This window comes from Tenacibaculum sp. TB-53 (assembly GCF_059716285.2).
In genome coordinates this window covers 2,243,454-2,261,990 of the sequence record NZ_CM202790.1, presented here as the reverse complement: position 1 = coordinate 2,261,990, position 18,537 = coordinate 2,243,454, and the positions used below count along the sequence as shown (strand labels likewise).

The 18,537-nt window shown below is 31.9% G+C and carries 20 protein-coding genes; 15 read left to right on the top strand and 5 right to left on the bottom strand.

Features of this window, described 5'->3' with window-relative positions; translation table 11 throughout:
- Positions 1–3: 3 nt before the first annotated feature.
- From map to gpmI, 3 genes are all read right to left on the bottom strand, one after another.
- Positions 4–822 (bottom strand): type I methionyl aminopeptidase, encoded by an 819-nt coding sequence (gene map, locus AC3VJB_RS10365; protein ID WP_047790005.1) that lies wholly within the window; start codon positions 820–822, stop codon positions 4–6.
- 29 nt (positions 823–851) lie between these two features.
- On the bottom strand, positions 852–1,382 hold the full coding sequence (locus AC3VJB_RS10360) for a thioredoxin family protein (RefSeq protein ID WP_053056730.1): 531 nt from the start codon (positions 1,380–1,382) through the stop codon (positions 852–854).
- 102 nt (positions 1,383–1,484) lie between these two features.
- A complete protein-coding gene (gene gpmI / locus AC3VJB_RS10355; protein WP_497667114.1) occupies positions 1,485–3,002 on the bottom strand; it encodes a 2,3-bisphosphoglycerate-independent phosphoglycerate mutase in 1,518 nt (505 codons plus the stop codon).
- 120 nt (positions 3,003–3,122) lie between these two features.
- Here gpmI and AC3VJB_RS10350 point away from each other — a divergent pair, with 120 nt between their 5' ends.
- The gene (locus AC3VJB_RS10350) at positions 3,123–3,629 is read left to right on the top strand and encodes a hypothetical protein (protein ID WP_047790008.1); all 507 of its coding nucleotides are present in this window, start codon (positions 3,123–3,125) and stop codon (positions 3,627–3,629) included.
- A gap of 393 nt (positions 3,630–4,022) precedes the next feature.
- Here AC3VJB_RS10350 and AC3VJB_RS10345 read toward each other — a convergent pair whose 3' ends face one another.
- Positions 4,023–4,790 carry a M48 family metalloprotease gene (locus tag AC3VJB_RS10345; RefSeq protein WP_047790010.1) on the bottom strand — a complete coding sequence of 256 codons (768 nt, stop codon included), beginning with the start codon at positions 4,788–4,790 and terminating at the stop codon, positions 4,023–4,025.
- Between the two features lie 115 nt (positions 4,791–4,905).
- On the opposite strand from AC3VJB_RS10345, the gene AC3VJB_RS10340 reads away from it, so the two are divergent.
- Together AC3VJB_RS10340 and AC3VJB_RS10335 are read left to right on the top strand one after the other, a co-directional pair.
- Complete coding sequence (locus AC3VJB_RS10340; RefSeq protein ID WP_497667113.1) at positions 4,906–6,663, top strand: aromatic amino acid hydroxylase; 1,758 nt, start codon at positions 4,906–4,908, stop codon at positions 6,661–6,663.
- Between the two features lie 34 nt (positions 6,664–6,697).
- Complete coding sequence (locus AC3VJB_RS10335; RefSeq protein WP_073182694.1) at positions 6,698–6,979, top strand: rhodanese-like domain-containing protein; 282 nt, start codon at positions 6,698–6,700, stop codon at positions 6,977–6,979.
- Positions 6,980–6,989: 10 nt separating this feature from the next.
- Here AC3VJB_RS10335 and AC3VJB_RS10330 read toward each other — a convergent pair whose 3' ends face one another.
- Entirely contained in the window at positions 6,990–7,940 is a 951-nt protein-coding gene (locus AC3VJB_RS10330) for a GSCFA domain-containing protein (RefSeq protein WP_497667112.1), read from the bottom strand.
- Positions 7,941–8,027: 87 nt separating this feature from the next.
- Here AC3VJB_RS10330 and AC3VJB_RS10325 point away from each other — a divergent pair, with 87 nt between their 5' ends.
- The 12 genes from AC3VJB_RS10325 to AC3VJB_RS10270 all read left to right on the top strand — a co-directional run bounded on the left by AC3VJB_RS10325 (position 8,028) and on the right by AC3VJB_RS10270 (position 18,527).
- Complete coding sequence (locus AC3VJB_RS10325) at positions 8,028–8,945, top strand: MerR family transcriptional regulator (protein ID WP_073182055.1); 918 nt, start codon at positions 8,028–8,030, stop codon at positions 8,943–8,945.
- 197 nt (positions 8,946–9,142) lie between these two features.
- On the top strand, positions 9,143–10,102 hold the full coding sequence (locus AC3VJB_RS10320; protein ID WP_349264616.1) for a fasciclin domain-containing protein: 960 nt from the start codon (positions 9,143–9,145) through the stop codon (positions 10,100–10,102).
- Positions 10,103–10,176: 74 nt separating this feature from the next.
- Positions 10,177–11,658, top strand: a complete 1,482-nt coding sequence (crtID, locus tag AC3VJB_RS10315; RefSeq protein WP_159614254.1) for a bifunctional phytoene desaturase/3,4-desaturase — start codon at positions 10,177–10,179, stop codon at positions 11,656–11,658.
- Complete coding sequence (locus AC3VJB_RS10310) at positions 11,642–12,484, top strand: phytoene/squalene synthase family protein (protein WP_167713004.1); 843 nt, start codon at positions 11,642–11,644, stop codon at positions 12,482–12,484. The genes crtID and AC3VJB_RS10310 overlap by 17 nt, the downstream gene beginning before the upstream one ends.
- Entirely contained in the window at positions 12,481–12,927 is a 447-nt protein-coding gene (locus AC3VJB_RS10305; protein ID WP_159508953.1) for a hypothetical protein, read from the top strand. The genes AC3VJB_RS10310 and AC3VJB_RS10305 overlap by 4 nt, the downstream gene beginning before the upstream one ends.
- Positions 12,924–13,379 carry a sterol desaturase family protein gene (locus tag AC3VJB_RS10300; protein WP_172644857.1) on the top strand — a complete coding sequence of 152 codons (456 nt, stop codon included), beginning with the start codon at positions 12,924–12,926 and terminating at the stop codon, positions 13,377–13,379. Before AC3VJB_RS10305 ends, AC3VJB_RS10300 begins: the two co-directional genes overlap by 4 nt.
- Complete coding sequence (locus tag AC3VJB_RS10295) at positions 13,376–14,077, top strand: lycopene cyclase domain-containing protein (RefSeq protein ID WP_497667111.1); 702 nt, start codon at positions 13,376–13,378, stop codon at positions 14,075–14,077. Before AC3VJB_RS10300 ends, AC3VJB_RS10295 begins: the two co-directional genes overlap by 4 nt.
- Positions 14,064–14,537 carry a TspO/MBR family protein gene (locus tag AC3VJB_RS10290; protein ID WP_047790019.1) on the top strand — a complete coding sequence of 158 codons (474 nt, stop codon included), beginning with the start codon at positions 14,064–14,066 and terminating at the stop codon, positions 14,535–14,537. The genes AC3VJB_RS10295 and AC3VJB_RS10290 overlap by 14 nt, the downstream gene beginning before the upstream one ends.
- Before the next feature lie 3 nt (positions 14,538–14,540).
- A complete protein-coding gene (locus AC3VJB_RS10285) occupies positions 14,541–15,194 on the top strand; it encodes a TetR family transcriptional regulator C-terminal domain-containing protein (protein ID WP_497667110.1) in 654 nt (217 codons plus the stop codon).
- Positions 15,191–16,501 carry an ABC1 kinase family protein gene (locus AC3VJB_RS10280; RefSeq protein WP_497667109.1) on the top strand — a complete coding sequence of 437 codons (1,311 nt, stop codon included), beginning with the start codon at positions 15,191–15,193 and terminating at the stop codon, positions 16,499–16,501. The genes AC3VJB_RS10285 and AC3VJB_RS10280 overlap by 4 nt, the downstream gene beginning before the upstream one ends.
- A gap of 56 nt (positions 16,502–16,557) precedes the next feature.
- The gene (locus AC3VJB_RS10275; protein WP_231128376.1) at positions 16,558–17,112 is read left to right on the top strand and encodes a flavin reductase family protein; all 555 of its coding nucleotides are present in this window, start codon (positions 16,558–16,560) and stop codon (positions 17,110–17,112) included.
- Positions 17,113–17,114: 2 nt separating this feature from the next.
- Positions 17,115–18,527: an SDR family oxidoreductase gene (locus AC3VJB_RS10270; protein WP_047790023.1), complete on the top strand. Its 1,413-nt coding sequence runs from the start codon at positions 17,115–17,117 to the stop codon at positions 18,525–18,527.
- Positions 18,528–18,537 lie beyond the last annotated feature (10 nt).

Genomic DNA, 18,537 nt, shown 5'->3' with positions numbered 1-18,537 from the left:
AAATTATATAACTAATGGTTGTTGTCTAAATTCGTCTTCTTCATTACTTTCGATACCCAAAGCATCGTAAATATACTTAAAGGTAGATAGTAACTCTGGTTTACCATCAACTATGGCTACATCATGTTCAAAGTGTGCTGATGGTTTACCATCTAAAGTGGTAATTGTCCATCCATCACTATGTTGACGGATTTTATGAGTTCCCATATTGGTCATAGGTTCAATAGCAACTACCATTCCTTCTATAAATTTTTTACCACGACCTCTGCGTCCATAGTTAGGCATTTCTGGGTCTTCGTGCATCTTACGACCTAAACCGTGCCCTACTAGTTCACGAACAACACCATAACCATGTTTTTCAGTAAAGTTTTGAATAGCAAAACCTACATCACCAACACGATTTCCTACTTTAAGTTCACGAATACCTACATATAAACTTTCTTTAGTGATATCAAGTAGTTTTTGAGTTTCAGGAGCAATTTCACCTACAGCAAACGTGTAAGCGTGATCTCCGTAAAAATCATTTTTTATAGCACCACAATCAATAGAGATGATGTCACCTTCTTGTAAAGGTGTGTTATTTGGAATTCCATGAACCACTTGTGAGTTTGGGCTCATACAAAGTGTATTAGGGAAATCATATAGACCTAAAAAACCAGGAATAGCTCCTTGCTCACGAATAAAATCTTCAGCAAGTTTATCAAGTTGTAATGTAGTAACACCAGGTTTTACTTCTTTGGCAAGCATACCTAAGGTTTTTGATACTACTAAAGCACTTTCGCGCATTAATTCAATTTCTTCTCTAGTTTTTGGTTTAATCATGGTAAAAATATTGAGGCGCAAATTTACAGTTATTTTTGATATGGATGTTTGTATTCTTGACCAGATAGTATTTTTAAGAAATCTTCTTCAACTGAGCTACCTTCAATAGCGTGTTCTACAAAACGACCAACTTCTTTTCCGTCTTTATAAAAAATGAAGGTTGGAACTCGAATTACATTGAAACCTTCTTCTAAACCATTAGCTTTTTTCTGACGGTTCACTGTAACTAATTCAAGGTTTTTATAATCGAATTCGGCTTCGTCTAAGATTTTATAAAAATTAGGAATCTCTCTTTTACTATCTCCACACCAAGTTCCCATAAAGCTTTTTATTTTTATGTCTTTTAAATATGGTTTTAGTTTTTCTACGGTAGCTTTATCTGTTTCGTAATATGAATAAAAATCGTTGAACCACTCACTTCCGTATGGTTCTTGTTGAAAGTCTTTTTTAGTAGCAATACCAACTAAATTTCCATTTTCATTTTTTGTTGCTAGGTTCTTTGGTGTCGATGCACAAGAAATAATAATTAAGGCTATAAAAAGGTATACGATTTTTTTCATCTGTTTAATTTTTATTGTTTTTAATACATCAGATGTAATTTGCCAATAATCTTTTCGGTTGGTGTCAACTTCTTGTTATGGCTCATTTCATAAGATATATTTTTAAATAAGCGAATGTTGTGTCATTTCTTTAGGTTGCTCAATACCCATTAATTTTAAAATGGTTGGAGCAACGTCGCCTAAAATACCACTTTTTATTGATTTTAACTCCTTGTCAATTAAAATCATAGGAACAGGGTTTGTGGTGTGTGCTGTATGTGGTGTTCCATCTGGGTTAATCATTGTTTCACAGTTTCCATGATCAGCAATTAAAATAGTGGTATAGTCATTATTTAACGCAGTTGTTACTACGTCTTCAACACAATTGTCAACTGCTTCACAAGCTTTAACAGCAGCTTCAAAAACACCTGTGTGTCCTACCATATCACCATTAGCAAAGTTTAAACATACAAAATCAACATTACCGCTTTGTAGTTCAGGAACAATAGCGTCGCGAATTTCATAAGCACTCATTTCAGGTTTTAAATCATAGGTAGCTACTTTAGGAGATGGACAAAGCAAACGTTTTTCTCCTGTAAATTCATCTTCTCTTCCACCAGAGAAAAAGAAAGTAACGTGTGGATATTTTTCTGTCTCAGCAATCCTAATTTGACTTTTTCCAGCTGACTCTAATACTTCACCCAAAGTGTTTTCAATGTTCTTTCCATCGTAAATAACATGGATGTTTTTAAAAGTATCGTCATAGCTTGTCATGGTAACAAAATATAACGGTAGTTTTTTTATGTTGAATTCAGGAAAATCTTTTTGGCTCAAAGCTTCTGTTAATTGACGACCCCTATCTGTTCTAAAATTGAAGAAAATAACAACGTCATCTTCCTTAATTACAGTTTTTGGTTGTTGACTTTCATCAACCATTACTATTGGTTTGATAAACTCATCAGTAATATCTGCATCATAACTTTGTTGAATACTAGCTGGAGCATCCGAAGAAAAAGTTCCTTTTCCGTTTACTAAAGCTTCGTAAGCAAGTTGCACACGTTCCCAACGATTATCACGATCCATTGCATAGTAACGACCAGTAATTGTTGCCAATTCACCCGTAGTTTCTTGCATGTGTTCTTGAATATCGTTGATGAAATACTTTCCTGATTTAGGATCACAATCACGACCGTCAGTAAAAGCGTGTAGGTATACATTATCTAAACCAAAATTGTTAGCTGCAGATAGCAAACCTTTTAGGTGATCAATATGAGAATGAATTCCTCCATTAGAAACCAATCCTAAAAAATGGATATTTTTATTGTTTGTTTTAGCGTATTCAAAAGCGTTTAGAAGTTCCTTTTCTTGTGCTAAAGTTCCTTCTTTTACAGCTTTGTTAATTTTGGCTAAATTCTGATATACAATTCTACCAGCACCTAAATTCATATGTCCGACTTCAGAATTTCCCATTTGTCCTACTGGTAAACCAACATGTTCTCCATCGGTTCTTAATTGTGCATGTGGAAATTTATTGTATAACGAATTTATAAATGGAGTTTTTGCGTTGTATATAGCCGATACTTTTGGGTCTTGGGTAATCCCCCATCCATCCAAAATCATTAAAATTACTTTCTTGTTCATGTTACAAATTTACTTCTTTGTATTAAAAGTAAAATCTTTTGGGTTAATAATTATGTCAAAAGAGGTAAAATTGAAAAAGTTATTGAGGTAGTTTTGCTACGTAACTAAAAAAACAATAATATGAATAAAATAATTTTATTAGTAATAGCGATAACGAGTTTTTCAGTTGCGAATGCTCAAGTGGGAGAAGGTACAAATTGGTTGAAATTAGGAATCCATGGAGGTGCTCCTGTTGGTGATGCTTCTGATGTTTCTTCTTTTGTTTTGGGGGTTGATTTGAAATATCAGTTTTTAAATGCAGAAAGTTTTGCTATAGGAGCTTCGACAGGGTATACTCATTATTTTGGGAAAGAAGAAGGTATTATTGAATTCTCTGATTCAGGACTAATCCCTGTAGCAGGATTGTTTAGGTTTTACCCAACAAAAAACTTCTTTTTAGGAACGGATTTAGGGTATGCTTTTTTTACTGAAGGAAGTGAAACTGGTGGATTTTATTACAGGCCAGAAATAGGGTATCACAACGACGAGTGGAATATTTTCGGGTATTACCAAGGGGTTTCGTCTGATGGTATTTCTCCTTCTTCTGTAGGTGTTGGAATAAATTACAATATTATTCAAGGTAAGTAACAAGAAGATAGGGGATCTGTTATTAACACAAGGTTGGATTTTTTATAAAATTCAACCTTTTTATATTGATTAAACTAATGAGATAATATAAAGTAATGTTAAAAAGGTGGCTATCAAAGCCAGAATGTTTTTTATAAAATTAACTTGTTGTTGTCTTTTTATCTTTAAACGAATGTTTTTAAGCTGCTTTTCATTAGCAGTTTTTTTAAAAAATAATTTGTCGTTTTTTTCTTTTTGAAAACGTTCTAACTTTTCAAAAGCGCTAGTTCTTTTTCTTTTATTGTTTTTTAAACTCGTAATCATTGATGATACTGACCCACTGAAACTCATAGCAACTAATTTAAATATATAATTATTAGTGTACTCGATTAATTAAATGTTACAGTAACAACATTACTTTTTATATTTACGTATAGCTTCTTTAATTTTTTCAATTCTATTTTCAGGGTCAGGGTGGGTGCTTTGAAATTCAGGAACTCTATTTGGACCAGCTGCAGCCTTTAAAATTTCCATTACGCCAATCAAGTTTTCAGGGTTATAACCTGCATCAATCATTAATTTAACACCTAACTCATCACTTTCTAATTCATCACCACGACCGTTTTTTAATAAAGTTTGTTGTCCAATACTATTCGCCAGTTCTCCTAAATCAGCGCCGACAGAAGCTCCCATGGTTAAAAGTTTCCAAAAATTAGCATCGGTAATTCGTTCGTTAGAATGTTTTCCTAAGACATGTCCTATTTCATGACCTAGTACACCTGCTAGTTGATCTTCGTTTTTTAATTGAGTGAATAAAGCATGAGTTATAAAAATTTGCCCTCCAGGTAAGGCAAAAGCATTGATTGTTTTTTCATCTCTTAATAAATGAAAATCGAATTGGTAACCTGATTTTTTAGCTACCGTGTTGTTTACGAGCTTTGCACCTACTTTATCTACAAGTACTTGAGCATTTTCATTAGGATACAAGCCTCCGTGTTGCTGAGTCATCATAGGAGCTTGTTGTAGTCCAATAGCAATTTCTTGTTCTGGAGATAAACTAACTGCTTGTGTTTTCCCTGTATAAGGGTTTACCTCTTGTTGACTGCATTTGCGTAGATAAGCAAAAGCAACAATAGCTATACCTACAAGCAAACGAGTTTTTAAACCTCCTTTAATTTTCATCAATAAGTTGTTTTATTAGTCCCGAAAGTAAAAGTACAAAATATATAATTTAACGGATATCAATTTTTTGTGAACTATAAAAAACTTAAATTTACACAGCAAAACAAACAACATTATGGAGCCTCACTTTGAGTTAAACGAAGTTACTAAGAAGTTACCCAAGCATTTACATAAGTTCGTGGTAAAACAACCGTATGATGAATATACGGCTCAAAACCAAGCTGTATGGCGTTATGTAATGCGTATGAATGTAGATTATTTAGGGAAAGTAGCGCATGCTTCGTACTTAGATGGATTGAAAAAGACAGGCATTTCCGTTGAGAAAATTCCTCACATGCAAGGAATGAATCGTATTTTAAAAGAAATAGGTTGGGCGGCAGTATCTGTTGATGGATTTATACCACCGAATGCTTTTATGGAATTTCAAGCGTACAATGTGTTAGTGATTGCGTCTGACATGCGTACGATAGATCATATTGAATACACGCCAGCTCCTGATATTATTCATGAAGCCGCAGGACATGCACCAATTATAGCAAATCCAGAGTATGCTGAATATTTACGCCGTTTTGGTGAAATTGGCGCAAAAGCGATTTCTTCAGCAAAAGATTACGAAATGTATGAAGCTATTCGCTTGTTGTCTATTTTAAAAGAAGATCCTAATTCTACTCAAAAAGATATTGATGAAGCACAAGAACAAGTTGAGTGGTTGCAAAATAACATGGGAGAGCTTTCAGAAATGGCTCAAATTAGAAATTTACACTGGTGGACAGTGGAGTATGGATTGATAGGGACCCTAGAAAATCCAAAAATTTATGGAGCAGGGTTATTGTCTTCTATTGGAGAGAGTAAATGGTGTATGAAAGATGAGGTCGAAAAAGTTTCATATACATTAGATGCTGCGAATGTAAGTTTTGATATTACAAAACCTCAACCTCAGTTGTTTGTTACTCCAGATTTTGCTCATTTAAGTTTAGTGTTGGAGCAGTTTGCTAATAAAATGGCAATACGAACTGGTGGATTAAAAGGAATAGAAAAATTGATAGATTCTAAAAATTTAGGAACTATCGAGTTGAGTACAGGTATTCAAGTGTCAGGGATTTTTACCAATGTAATAACTGATGAGAATAATAAAGCCATTTATGTACAAACAACTGGTCCTACTGCGTTAGCAAATAGAGATAAAGAATTAATAGGTCACGGAACAAATTATCATGCAGAAGGTTTTGGAAGTCCAATAGGTAAGTTAAAAGGGATTAATATTCCAATAGAGAATATGAGTCCGCGAGATTTGAAAGCTTATGGTATTTATGAAGGAGAGCAGGTTACCTTAGAGTTTGAAGGTGGAGTAAAAGTAGTAGGAGAAGTAATTACAGGAACAAGGGATTTAAGAGGTAGGATTTTACTAATTTCTTTTAAAGGCTGTACAGTAACTCATGGAGACACGTTGTTATTTCACTCAGATTGGGGAGTATACGATATGGCTGTGGGTGTAGAGGTGGTATCTGCTTTTGCAGGTCCTGCAGATGTGGCTTCATTTGGGGATGTAGGAAAAGTATCGGAAACCAAAACGCACAAAATTCAATATTCTGATTCAGATAGAAAGTTATATAGTTTATATGACAGAGTAAGAGAACTAAGGGAAGGTGGCACGGTTTCTGAGGAAGACATTGAGGAAATTTTTACAGAAGTAAAATCAAATTATAAAAATGATTGGTTGTTGTCGTTAGAGCTGTTAGAATTGGCAACACTAAACAATTTTTCAATAAAAGGAGCGTTACGTGAATATCTTGAAGAAATGAAAAGTAACAAGAGTTACACTACGTTAATAGAAAACGGTTTACTTTTGTTGGAAAATTACCAAGAAGTATAAAATGGGATTATTTAATTTATTTAGAAAGAAGAATATGAGTAACGAAATACAGGAATATTTAGCTAAAGGAGCAGTTGTTTTAGATGTAAGGACTTTAGCGGAATGGAATGAAGGGCATAGTGAAGGAGCTAAGCATATTGTTTTAGCTACGATTCCTACAAATGTAGAGGAAATTAAATCGTGGGATAAGCCAGTAATTGCAGTATGTAGAAGTGGTGGTAGAAGCGGGCAAGCAGCAGAGTTTTTACAAAACCATGGGATTGATGTAATTAACGGAGGGCCTTGGCAAAATGTTGATCAATATTTAGTGAAATAAAATAAGAAGATTAAAAATTCATAAAAGGAAATGCTTGTAAAAGTGTTTCCTTTTTTTGTTGTAGTTTTTTCAAAAATAACTGATGAGCTTCAGATTCTGAGTTAAAAGGTTTGTGGTTTATTCCTCTTTGAATGGTTTCGACTTGCTGCATCGTTTTGCATGAATCTTCTGTAATCCAAACCTGTTTAAATTTTTCCCATATGTAATTCACAGCAGTTTTATTTGGGTGAATCATATCCTCATTATAAAAACGATAATCACGTAATTCATCCATCATAATTTCATATGAAGGAAAATAGTAAATAGCATTTCTCGGTTCCACTACTTCATGAATAGCTGAAAGTAAGTGTGCTTTACTACGTTGGTTTTCTGTAAAACCATCTTTTAAATGTCGTACAGGAGATAACGTATAAATAACTGAAATGTTTTTATTTACTGACTTAACAAGAGAGTTAATAGCTTCTAAGCTTTCAGAAATTTCATGAACGCTTAATAATTCCTTTAAAAATTTTTTCTGAGGAACTTTGTGGCAATTGGCTACAAAATTATCCGAGGCAATTTCTCTATATACCCATGCTGTACCTAGTGTAATGATAAGATGTGTGGTGTTTTGTAGTTGCTCAAAAGTTTGTTGTATGGATAAATTTAAGCTGTTTAATAATCCATTTTTATTTATAGCGCTTAAACTTGAATGTGCTTCAAAAGAGTGCCATCGTTCATTGTGAAAAAAAACATCTTTGTCGGTATATTCTTCTTTGTTTGATGCTTTTGTAATTAAGTTTTCAATAGCCTTAGGGTGGAATAAAATACCAAAAGGGTTTTGTTTTGATTGAAACTTGTAGTAGTTAAGTTTGTCGCCAATATTTTCAGAAAAACAAGAACCAAGTAAAAGTAGTTTTGACTGATAATTAATTTGATTATGCTTTTGCTTCGTAAGTGGTATTCGCGTTTGAAGATTCATAAATTTAAAGAAAAATAACAATCAAAAATAAGTATAAAATCTTCATAAGAAGTGGTGTAGGTTTGTAATTCGTTAAAATTCGTATCTTTGTTCAAAAGAATTAAGAATACATTGAACAATATAAAATCAGTTTTTACAATTAAAGATCTTGAAAATATTTCAGGAATAAAAGCTCATACAATTAGAATTTGGGAAAAACGCTACAATCTGTTATCGCCAGAGAGAACCGATACCAATATTCGTTATTACTCTTCAGAAAATTTACAGAAATTACTAAATGTTGTCTTGTTGAATAAAAATAGTATAAAGATTTCTAAAATAGCAGAAATGTCTGATGATACTATTGTTTTAAAAGCAAGAGAGTTAGCTTTTAAAATGGCAGTAAACGATGAAGCTGTTAATTCTTTTAAGTTAGCAATGTTTCAATTCGATAAAATATTATTTAACAATGCTTACAATAGATTGTTGAAAACAAAGACTTTTAGAGAGGTTTTTAAAGATGTTTTTATTCCTTTTTTAAATCATGTAGGGTTATTATGGCAAACAGATACCTTATTGCCAGCACATGAACACTTCATATCTAATTTAATCATACAAAAAATTCAGATTAACATAGAGAAGTTAGAGTACGTTAGTAATAACTCAGATACAAGTTATGTGTTGTTTCTTCCAGAAAATGAAATTCATGAATTAGGGCTTATGTATTTAAATTATGAGCTTATATTAAGGGGGTATAATACTATTTATCTAGGGCAAAGTTTACCCTTAGATAACTTAAACTACTTTTTTAAAAATGAAACAAAAATTTGTTTTATTACTTCCATGACTGTTCAGCCATATGAAGATAAAGTAGAAGAATATTTTTTTGAAATAGACAAAATGTTAGAAAATACTAATCATGAGCTAATAGCAATAGGAAATAAAGCGATGACGGTTAGTCATATTGATTTTAAAGCGAAAATAACCATGTATCCTTCTTTGGTGGCGTTATTAGAACGGTTTTAATATTGTGTTTAACTTTTTTTTGTTTTTGTTAAACAAAATAAGTAACTTTGAAGTGTGTTTTGAAATTAAAGCACATTTTTTTGGCAAAAACTTATTTTGTTTAATGTTTTTAGTTTAAAAATAAACAAAGTCTATCGAGGCTGAAAAATAGACTATAAAAATAAAAAGAGTAAGCATTAATTTTAAAGTGTAGAATTATGAAAGTAAAGAATTTAACCTCTGTGTTTTTTTTGGGGCTGTTTTTAAGTTTTGGTTTGTTAACATCGTGTAGCGATGATAATGATCCAGTGATAGAAAAGCCCAAAACTATAGTTGATGTAGCAGTTGCAGATTCCAATTTAAGTATTCTTGTGTCTGCTTTACAAAAAGCTGATTTAGTATCGGCGTTACAAGCCGAAGGATCTTTTACGGTTTTTGCGCCTACAAACGCGGCATTTCAAGCGTTGTTAGATAGTAATGACTCATGGAACTCATTAGATGATATTCCGGTAGAAACATTAAAATCAGTGTTGTTGTTTCATGTGATAAGTGGAGAAGTAAAGGCAGCTAATTTATCCAATACCTACGTAAATACATTGTCAACAGGTCCAAACGATGAAATGTTGTCATTGCAAGTGGAAGTTGATGGAGCAGTAGAGTTTAATGGAGATTCAAAGCCAATTGCTACAGACATTATGGCTTCAAATGGAGTTATACACACAATTGATAAGGTAATGTTGCCAGCTAATGTAGTAACCTTAGCGTTGAATAATAGTAGTTTTACCTCTTTGGTTGCAGCTTTAACAGATAGCCGTCATACTACTGATTTTGTTTCTTTGTTAAGTCAAGAAGGACCTTATACAATATTCGCTCCAACAAATGATGCATTTCAAGCGTTATTAGATAGTAACGATTCTTGGAATTCGTTAGCAGATATTCCAATCGCAACATTAGAGGCAGTGTTAAAATATCATGTATTTGCTGGAGGAAATGTGCAATCAGATGAATTAAGTGATAATCAAGAAATCACAATGTTTGATGGAAGTATAGTGACTGTTGATTTATCAAATGGAGCAAAATTAGAAACAAGTTCAGGACAATCTGTTGTAATTTCATTGACAGATGTACAAGGAACAAATGGTGTAGTTCATGTAGTAGATAGTGTTCTTTTACCATAAACTTAATTTAATGTATTGATTGCGAGCGATTTTTTTGTTCGCAATTAATTTTAATTATCTTTATAAGAAATAATTTGAAAAAAAAGGTATATATAATAGGCTCAGGTTTCTCTTCTTTATCAGCTTCTTGCTATTTAGCAAAAGCTGGATATAAAGTGGTAATCTTGGAAAAAAATGCCACAATTGGTGGTAGAGCAAGGCAGTTATTAAGAGAAGGTTTTACTTTTGATATAGGGCCTACATGGTATTGGATGCCAGATGTTTTTAAAAAGTTTTTTGCAGACTTTGAAAAGAAACCTTCAGATTACTATGAGTTAGAAAGATTAAACCCTGCTTATGAAGTATACTTTGGAGAAAAAGATTCAATAGTAATTCCAGGAACATTAGAGGAGATTTATGAGGTTTTTGAAAAAGAAGAAAAAGGAAGTTCAAAACACCTGAAGTCTTTTTTAAAATCAGCAAAATATAATTATGATGTTTCTATAAATGATTTAGTTTATAAGCCAGGAGTTTCTCCCTTAGAGTTGGTAACTCCAGTTACTATGGGAAAGATATTTCAGTTTTTTTCTACTATCAGACATGAGGTAAGAAAGAAAATTAAAAGTAAAAAACTAATTCAAATTTTAGAATTTCCAGTGTTGTTTCTGGGGGCAAAACCAAGTAATACCCCAGCGTTTTATAATTTTATGAATTATGCCGATTTTGGCTTAGGTACATGGCACCCAAAAGGAGGAATGTATAAAGTAATTGAGGCTATGACTACACTAGCATCGAGCTTAGGTGTGAAATTTCAAACCAATGTAAATGTTGAAGAAATTGTAGTAAACGATAAAGGTGAAGCAGTTGGGGTTGCGGTAGATGGAAAATTAATGAAATCTGATGTAGTGTTAAGTGGAGCAGATTATCATCATACTGAAACTTTACTGCCTAAATATTTAAGGCAATATTCAGAAAGTTATTGGGATAAAAAAACATTTGCGCCTTCATCTTTGCTTTTTTATGTAGGGTTTGACAAGAAGTTAAAAAATGTATGTCATCATACCTTGTTTTTTGATACAGATTTTGATGCGCATGCGAAAACAATATATGATGTTCCTTGTTGGCCAAAAGAACCATTGTTTTATGCTAGCTTTCCCTCAATTACAGATGGTTCTTTTGCGCCTAAAGGAAAAGAGGCTGCTACTTTTTTAATTCCATTGGCGCCTGGTATAGAAGATACTCCGGAGCTAAGAGAACGTTATTTTAATATTATAATAGAGAGGTTAGAAAGACTAACAAATCAATCAGTAAAAAAACATGTGTTGTTTAAAGAAAGCTTTTGTGTAAATGATTTTATTAAGGAATATAATTCGTATAAAGGAAATGCCTACGGTTTGGCAAATATTTTAACACAAACAGCATTTTTAAGACCAAAAATAAAAAGTAAAAAAGTAGAGAATTTATTTTTTACAGGACAATTAACGGTACCAGGACCAGGAGTTCCTCCGTCTTTAATTTCAGGAAAAATAGCTTCAGATTTAATTTTAAAAACGTATAAAGATGAAACAATTATTTGATGAGGTTTCTTATGCATGTAGTAAGTTAGTAACTCAAAAATACAGCACCTCATTTTCGTTAGCTACGAAGATGTTATCACCAAAAATACGTACAGATATTTATAATATTTATGGTTTTGTACGCTTTGCGGATGAAATAGTAGATTCTTTTCATCAGTACGATAAGAAACAATTATTATTAAAGTTCGAAAGAGATTATTACGAATCTAAAAATAGAGGAATTAGTTTAAACCCTATTTTAAACTCGTTTATACATACTGTAAATAAGTACAAAATTTCTGATAAGCAGGTTCAGGCTTTTTTAAAAAGTATGAAAGCAGATTTGTATAAAACAGCATATACAACTACAGAAGAGTATAATGAATATATATATGGTTCTGCTGATGTTGTAGGGTTAATGTGTTTAAAGGTTTTTGTAAATGGGAATCAGCAAAAATATGAGGAGCTAAAAGAGCCTGCAATGCGTTTAGGGTCAGCGTTTCAAAAAGTAAATTTTTTAAGAGACTTAAAAGAAGATTTTAACGAATTGAATAGGTCTTACTTTCCAAATATCAATTTTGGAGATTTAAGTACAGAAGGAAAAAATGCAATTATTAAAGAAATAGAAGATGATTTTGATGTTGCTTATAAAAACGGAATTTTAAAGCTGCCTGTTGAAGCAAAATTTGGAGTATATATGGCATATAGGTATTACAAAAAACTATTAAAAAAGCTAAAAAACACACCTTCAACAAAAATCATGGACACAAGGATTCGAATTTCAAACCCGATGAAAATTAATCTTCTAGCAAGAAGTTATGTAAGGTATAAATTAAACTTTTTATGATAAAAAGTGGTATCTTAGGAGTACTGTTATTTATGTCGATAATAAGCTTCAATAATGCACCTAATCATGTTAAAAAATACCATGAATTAGTTACAAAAGAAGCTGAGTTAGCCTATATAGCCAATTATAAAAATAGTAAAGAAGTGAGTATTCAAGGCTATATAATTTCTCTTGAAATGAAACAGGCAAAATATAAAATAATGCCTTGGAGTAAACTAAAAGTTTTTAACACAAATAAAAACAAATTAGAAGAGTTGATTTTAAAGAATCCTAATAATGTTCACCTAAGGTATCTAAGGTTAATAATACAAGAAAATACACCAAGTGTTTTAGGATATACATCTTCTATTAAAAAAGACAAGCAGTTTTTAAAAGAAGTGCTTCAAAAAAAAGACAGTGTAAGTTATTTACATACATATATAATTAACAATACATCATTATGAATATAGTAATTTACATAGCAGTAACTACACTAACGTTTATTGTTATGGAGGGGGTTACTTGGTGCACGCATAAATATGTGATGCATGGGTTTGGTTGGTACTTACATGAAGATCATCATCAACCAGGATATCCGCATGTTTTTGAAAAAAACGATGCTTTTTTTGTTGTCTTTGCAATACCTAGTATGTTATTATTTTACTTCGGAATTCGACCAGAGTTAAACTTTTTGTTTTTCATAGGTCTGGGAATATTATTTTATGGTATTGCTTATTTCTTGGTGCATGATGTGTTAATTCACAGAAGGTTCAAGTGGTTCGACAAAACAAACAATCAATACTTAAAAGGATTGCGAAAAGCACATAAAATTCATCATAAACATTTGGGGAAACACGACGGAGAATGTTTCGGTATGTTGTTTGTGCCCTTTAAATATTTTAATAAAAGACAGTGAGTCAGTATTTATATCTAATATTAAATCTAGGCAGTTTAAGTATTCCGCTATTATATAGTGTTTTTGAAAAAAAACTACACTTTATACAATATTTCAAACAGGCAGCGCTTAGTATTTTGTTAGTCGCCTTGTTTTTTTTAATCTGGGACAGTTGGTTTACGCAAATGGGAGTATGGGGATTTAATCCAGACTATCATTTATCGCTAAAACTGCTGAATATGCCAATAGAAGAATGGATGTTTTTTTTCTGTATACCCTATGCATGTTTGTTTACACATGAAGCGTTGAAGTTTTTATTTCCAAAATTTAAAATGTCAAAACCTGGGACAGTAATTGTAAGCTTTTTCCTCATTGTTTTAGTTAGCTTATTGTTGATCTTTAACTTCGGAAAGTGGTACACCACAGTAAATTTTGTGCTGTTTTTACTTTTGTTAGGTTATGCGCTAAAAAATCATTTAAATACATTGCAAGAATACTACCCTAGCTTCTTGGTAATATTAATTCCTTTTCTACTAGTCAATGGAATTTTAACAGGAAGCTTTATAGAAGAACCGGTAGTTTGGTACAATAACGCAGAGAATTTAGATTTTAGAATTTTTACGATACCTGTAGAAGATGCTTTTTATGCATTTACAATGTTATTTTCAGTACAGTTAATTTTTAATTTCTTAAAAAACAGAAAACTTGAAAGAAAATAAATACATACGTTTTTTAATATTCTTAATAGCTAACCTTTCAGCCTTAGGTATTGGTGTTTGGTTAATGAATGAAGGACCAAGAACAGATTGGTACTTGTCTTTAAATAAAGCTCCATGGACACCAGCAGGCTGGGTTTTTGGAGTAGCTTGGACAATCATTATGGTATTGTTTTCTGTATACATGACAAAAGTGAGTTTTCAGCATGAATTTTTAAACAAAAAGGTACTCATTTTATATGTAGATCAGTGGATTTTAAACGTAAGCTGGAACTATATTTTCTTTAATCAACATTTAACAAAATTAGGCTTGGTTGTAATCGCTTTATTATGGCTACTTATTGGGTATTTCACTTTTGAGTATTTAAAAAAAGTAAGGTGGTATACTCTATTTATACTTCCATATTTAATATGGATGACGATTGCAACTAGTCTCAACGCATATATTGTATTAAATAATTAAACTATGGCCAAAAAAAAGAACATAACACAAGAAAAAATAATAGAATGGTATATGAATACGGTACTATTATCAGGTCAACCGAATTCAATATTTTCTTTTGCGAAAGAAAATAACTTTGAAGAAGCGGAATTTTATAAACACTTTTCAAGCTTTGAAAGCTTAGAAAAAGCTGTTTTCGGAATTTTCGCTAAAGAAACCATTCATTTACTACACAAAACAGAAGCTTATAAAGACTATTTGCCAAAAGATAAACTATTAAGTTTCTATTTTACCTTTTTTGAATTATTAACAATAAATAGGTCGTATGTATTGGCGCAGTTAAAAAGGGTAAAAACAGATTTTTCGAAATTAAAAGTATTGCAGGAACTGCGTACTGAGTTTATTCATTTTGTAAATGAAATAAGCCTTGAAAAAATTGATTTTAAAAATGATAAAATCAACAAAATTCAAGATAAAACTATTGTAGAGGGGTATTGGATGCAGCTATTGCTTATTTTAAAGTTTTGGATAGAAGATGAGTCATCAAACTTTGAGAAAACAGATTTATTTATAGAAAAATCAGTAAAGGCAAGTTTTGATATTCAACAAATAGCACCTGTAAAAAGTGTGATTGATTTAGCGAAATTTTTGTGGAAGGAAAAATCACCAATGACATGAAAACCTTAAACAGAATACCTACGTCAAAAATAGAACGAGCTACCAAGTTGGTTTCAACAGGAGTGAAAGTTGGTGTAAATTATGCCAAGTACTACGGCAATAAAATCACTAAATCAGAAGAGGAAGCTAAAAAGCAACTTAATGAAGATAATGCTGCTGATATTTACGATGGATTAAAAGAACTAAAAGGGTCAGCATTAAAAGTAGCACAAATGCTAAGCATGGAAAAAAATATTTTGCCCAATGCTTATGTAGAAAAATTTTCATTATCACAATTTTCAGTTCCACCATTATCAGGACCTTTAGTAATCAAAACGTTTAAAAAATACTTCAGTAAAACACCAAACGAAGTTTTTGATACGTTTACAGCAGAATCAGTAAATGCAGCAAGTATAGGACAAGTTCATAAAGCCACTAAAGATGGAAAAGAACTAGCTGTAAAAATTCAATATCCAGGGGTTGCTGATAGTATTTCAACCGATTTAGCATTGGTGAAACCTATTGCGATGAAAATGTTTAACATTAAAGGAGAAGGTTCAGATGAATATTTTAAAGAAGTTGAAGAAAAGCTCTTGGAAGAAACTAATTACGAATTAGAACTTGCGCAGAGTAATGAAATTGCTCATGCCTGTAAACATATTCCAAACTTAAAATTTCCAAAATACTATCCAGATTTGTCATCAGATAGAATTTTAACGATGGATTGGATGGATGGAGTTCACCTGTCAGAGTTTACTAAAAATGAGCAACCAGAAGATGTTGCAAATAAACTAGGGCAAGCTTTGTGGGACTTTTACATGTATCAAATGCACAAGCTAAAAAAGGTACATGCAGATCCGCATCCAGGGAATTTTTTAGTGTCTAAATCAAATGAATTGATTGTTATCGATTTTGGATGTATGAAAGAAGTTCCTGAAAGTTTTTATGTGCCTTATTTCGAACTAGCAAAAAGAGAAAATATAGATAATCCAGCTTTTTTTGAAAGTAAACTCTATGAGTTAGAAATCTTGAGAAAAGATGATACACCAGAAGAAATAACCTTTTTTAAAGCATTGTTTTATGAAATGTTATCACTCTTTACACAACCTTTTCAGCAAGAAGAATTTGATTTTTCAGATGAGGAGTTCTTCGGGAAAATAGCAGATTTAGGTCAGAAATATGCCAAGAGTACCGAGCTTAAAAAGATGAACGGAAATAGAGGATCAAAACACTTCATTTACATTAATCGAACATTTTTTGGTTTATATAACCTAATGCACGATTTAAAAGCAAACAAGGTAAAAATTAATAATTTTAATACGATATAATGCATATTACACGTCAGCAAATAGACGAGTTTCCTCATCTGTATAAAATAAACTTGATGAACAGTATTTCTGGTTATAAACCAGCAAACCTTATTGCAACAAAATCAACTGATAATATAACCAATGTTGCAGTTTTTAGTTCGGTGGTGCATTATGGTTCAAGTCCAGCAATTTTAGGGTTTGTATTACGTCCCACAACCGTTGTTAGGAATACGTATAACAATATAAAAGAAACAGGGTATTATACTATTAATGCTATTAATGAAGTAATGATTGAGGAGGCACATCATACTTCTGCTAAATACCCGTCAGAGATTTCAGAATTTGATAAAACAACATTGTCAGAAGAGTTTAAGAATGGTTTTTATGCTCCTTTTGTTGCGGAATCACCCTTACAAATAGGAATGAAGTTTTTAGAAGAGCATTATATAAAAGTTAATGGAACTATTTTAGTGTTAGGAGAAGTTACTGATTTGTATTTTAAGGACTCTATGCTTTCAGAAGATGGTTTTTTAAACTTATCAAAAGAAAAAGTAGCTGCAATTAATGGGTTGGATACCTATATGGTAGCAGAGAATTATAAAAGACTGTCTTATCAAAGACCAAAATAATAATGAGGATTCTAATCACAGGAACAACGGGTTATATAGGTAAAAGATTAATACCTATGCTGTTATCAGAACAGCATGAACTTGTATGCTGTGTTAGAGATGTACGTAGAATTCCATTAGAATTTAAAGATAATACACAAATATCTTTTCTAGAAATAGATTTCTTAAAGCCTAAAAAAGAGCTGCCTAAAAATATTGATGCAGCTTATTATTTGATACACTCTATGTCTACAAGTAGTAGTGACTTCTCTAAGTTAGAATCGGATTGTGCAAATAATTTTAAGAGTCTATTAGAAAAAACTATGTGTAAGCAGGTTGTGTATTTGAGTGGTATTGTAAACGATAATTCATTGTCAAAGCATTTAAAATCGAGATATGAGGTAGAAAAAATACTACAATCAAAAACGTATGCAGTAACAACTTTTAGAGCAGGAATAATAGTAGGAAGTGGTAGTGCGTCATTTGAAATTATAAGAGACCTTGTAGAAAAACTTCCTGTAATGGTAACTCCAAAATGGTTGTATACAAAAACACAGCCTATTGCAATAAGAGATGTTTTAACATACTTAACAAAATCGTTATTAGAAGAGAGAGTGTACGATAAATCATTTGATATCTATGGTCCAGAAATTCTCACATATAAAGAAATGTTATTACAGTTTGCTGAGGTAAGAAAGTTAAATAGAATTATATTCACAGTGCCATTTTTATCACCAAAGCTATCATCTTATTGGTTGTACTTTGTTACCTCAACTTCGTTTAATTTGGCAAAATCACTCGTAGATAGTATGACCGTTGAGGTTATAGGGAGTAAAAGCAATATTAATGAAATAATTGAAGTAACACCTATTACTTATAAACAGGCGGTAAAAAAAGCTTTTGTTAAAATAGCGCAAAATTCCGTTATATCAAGTTGGAAAGATGCTAAGGTAAGTGGTGTTTTTAGAAAAGAATATTTTCAATACATAAACCTTCCCAAGTATGGGTGCTTTATTGATGAAAGAATCAGAAAAGTTTCAGATGAAAACATAACACTTAAGAAAATATGGGAAATAGGAGGTAAGCGAGGTTGGTATAAATTTACTTTTTTATGGAAAGTAAGAGGTTTTATAGATCAAGTTTTTGGAGGTGTTGGGCTGCGTAGAGGTAGAAGAGATCCGACTGAGTTAGAGCCAGGAGATGCGCTTGACTTTTGGCGTGTGTTATTAGCGGATAAAGATAATAAACGTTTATTGCTCTTTGCAGAAATGAAACTACCAGGAGAGGCATGGTTAGAGTATGTTATTAAAGACGGCTTACTTTATCAAAAAGCAGTATTCAGACCTAAAGGAATATGGGGTAGAGTTTATTGGTTTGCTGTTTTACCGTTTCATGGACTTATATTTAAGCAACTCATTAATTTTTTGTCAAAATAATTTGTTTAAA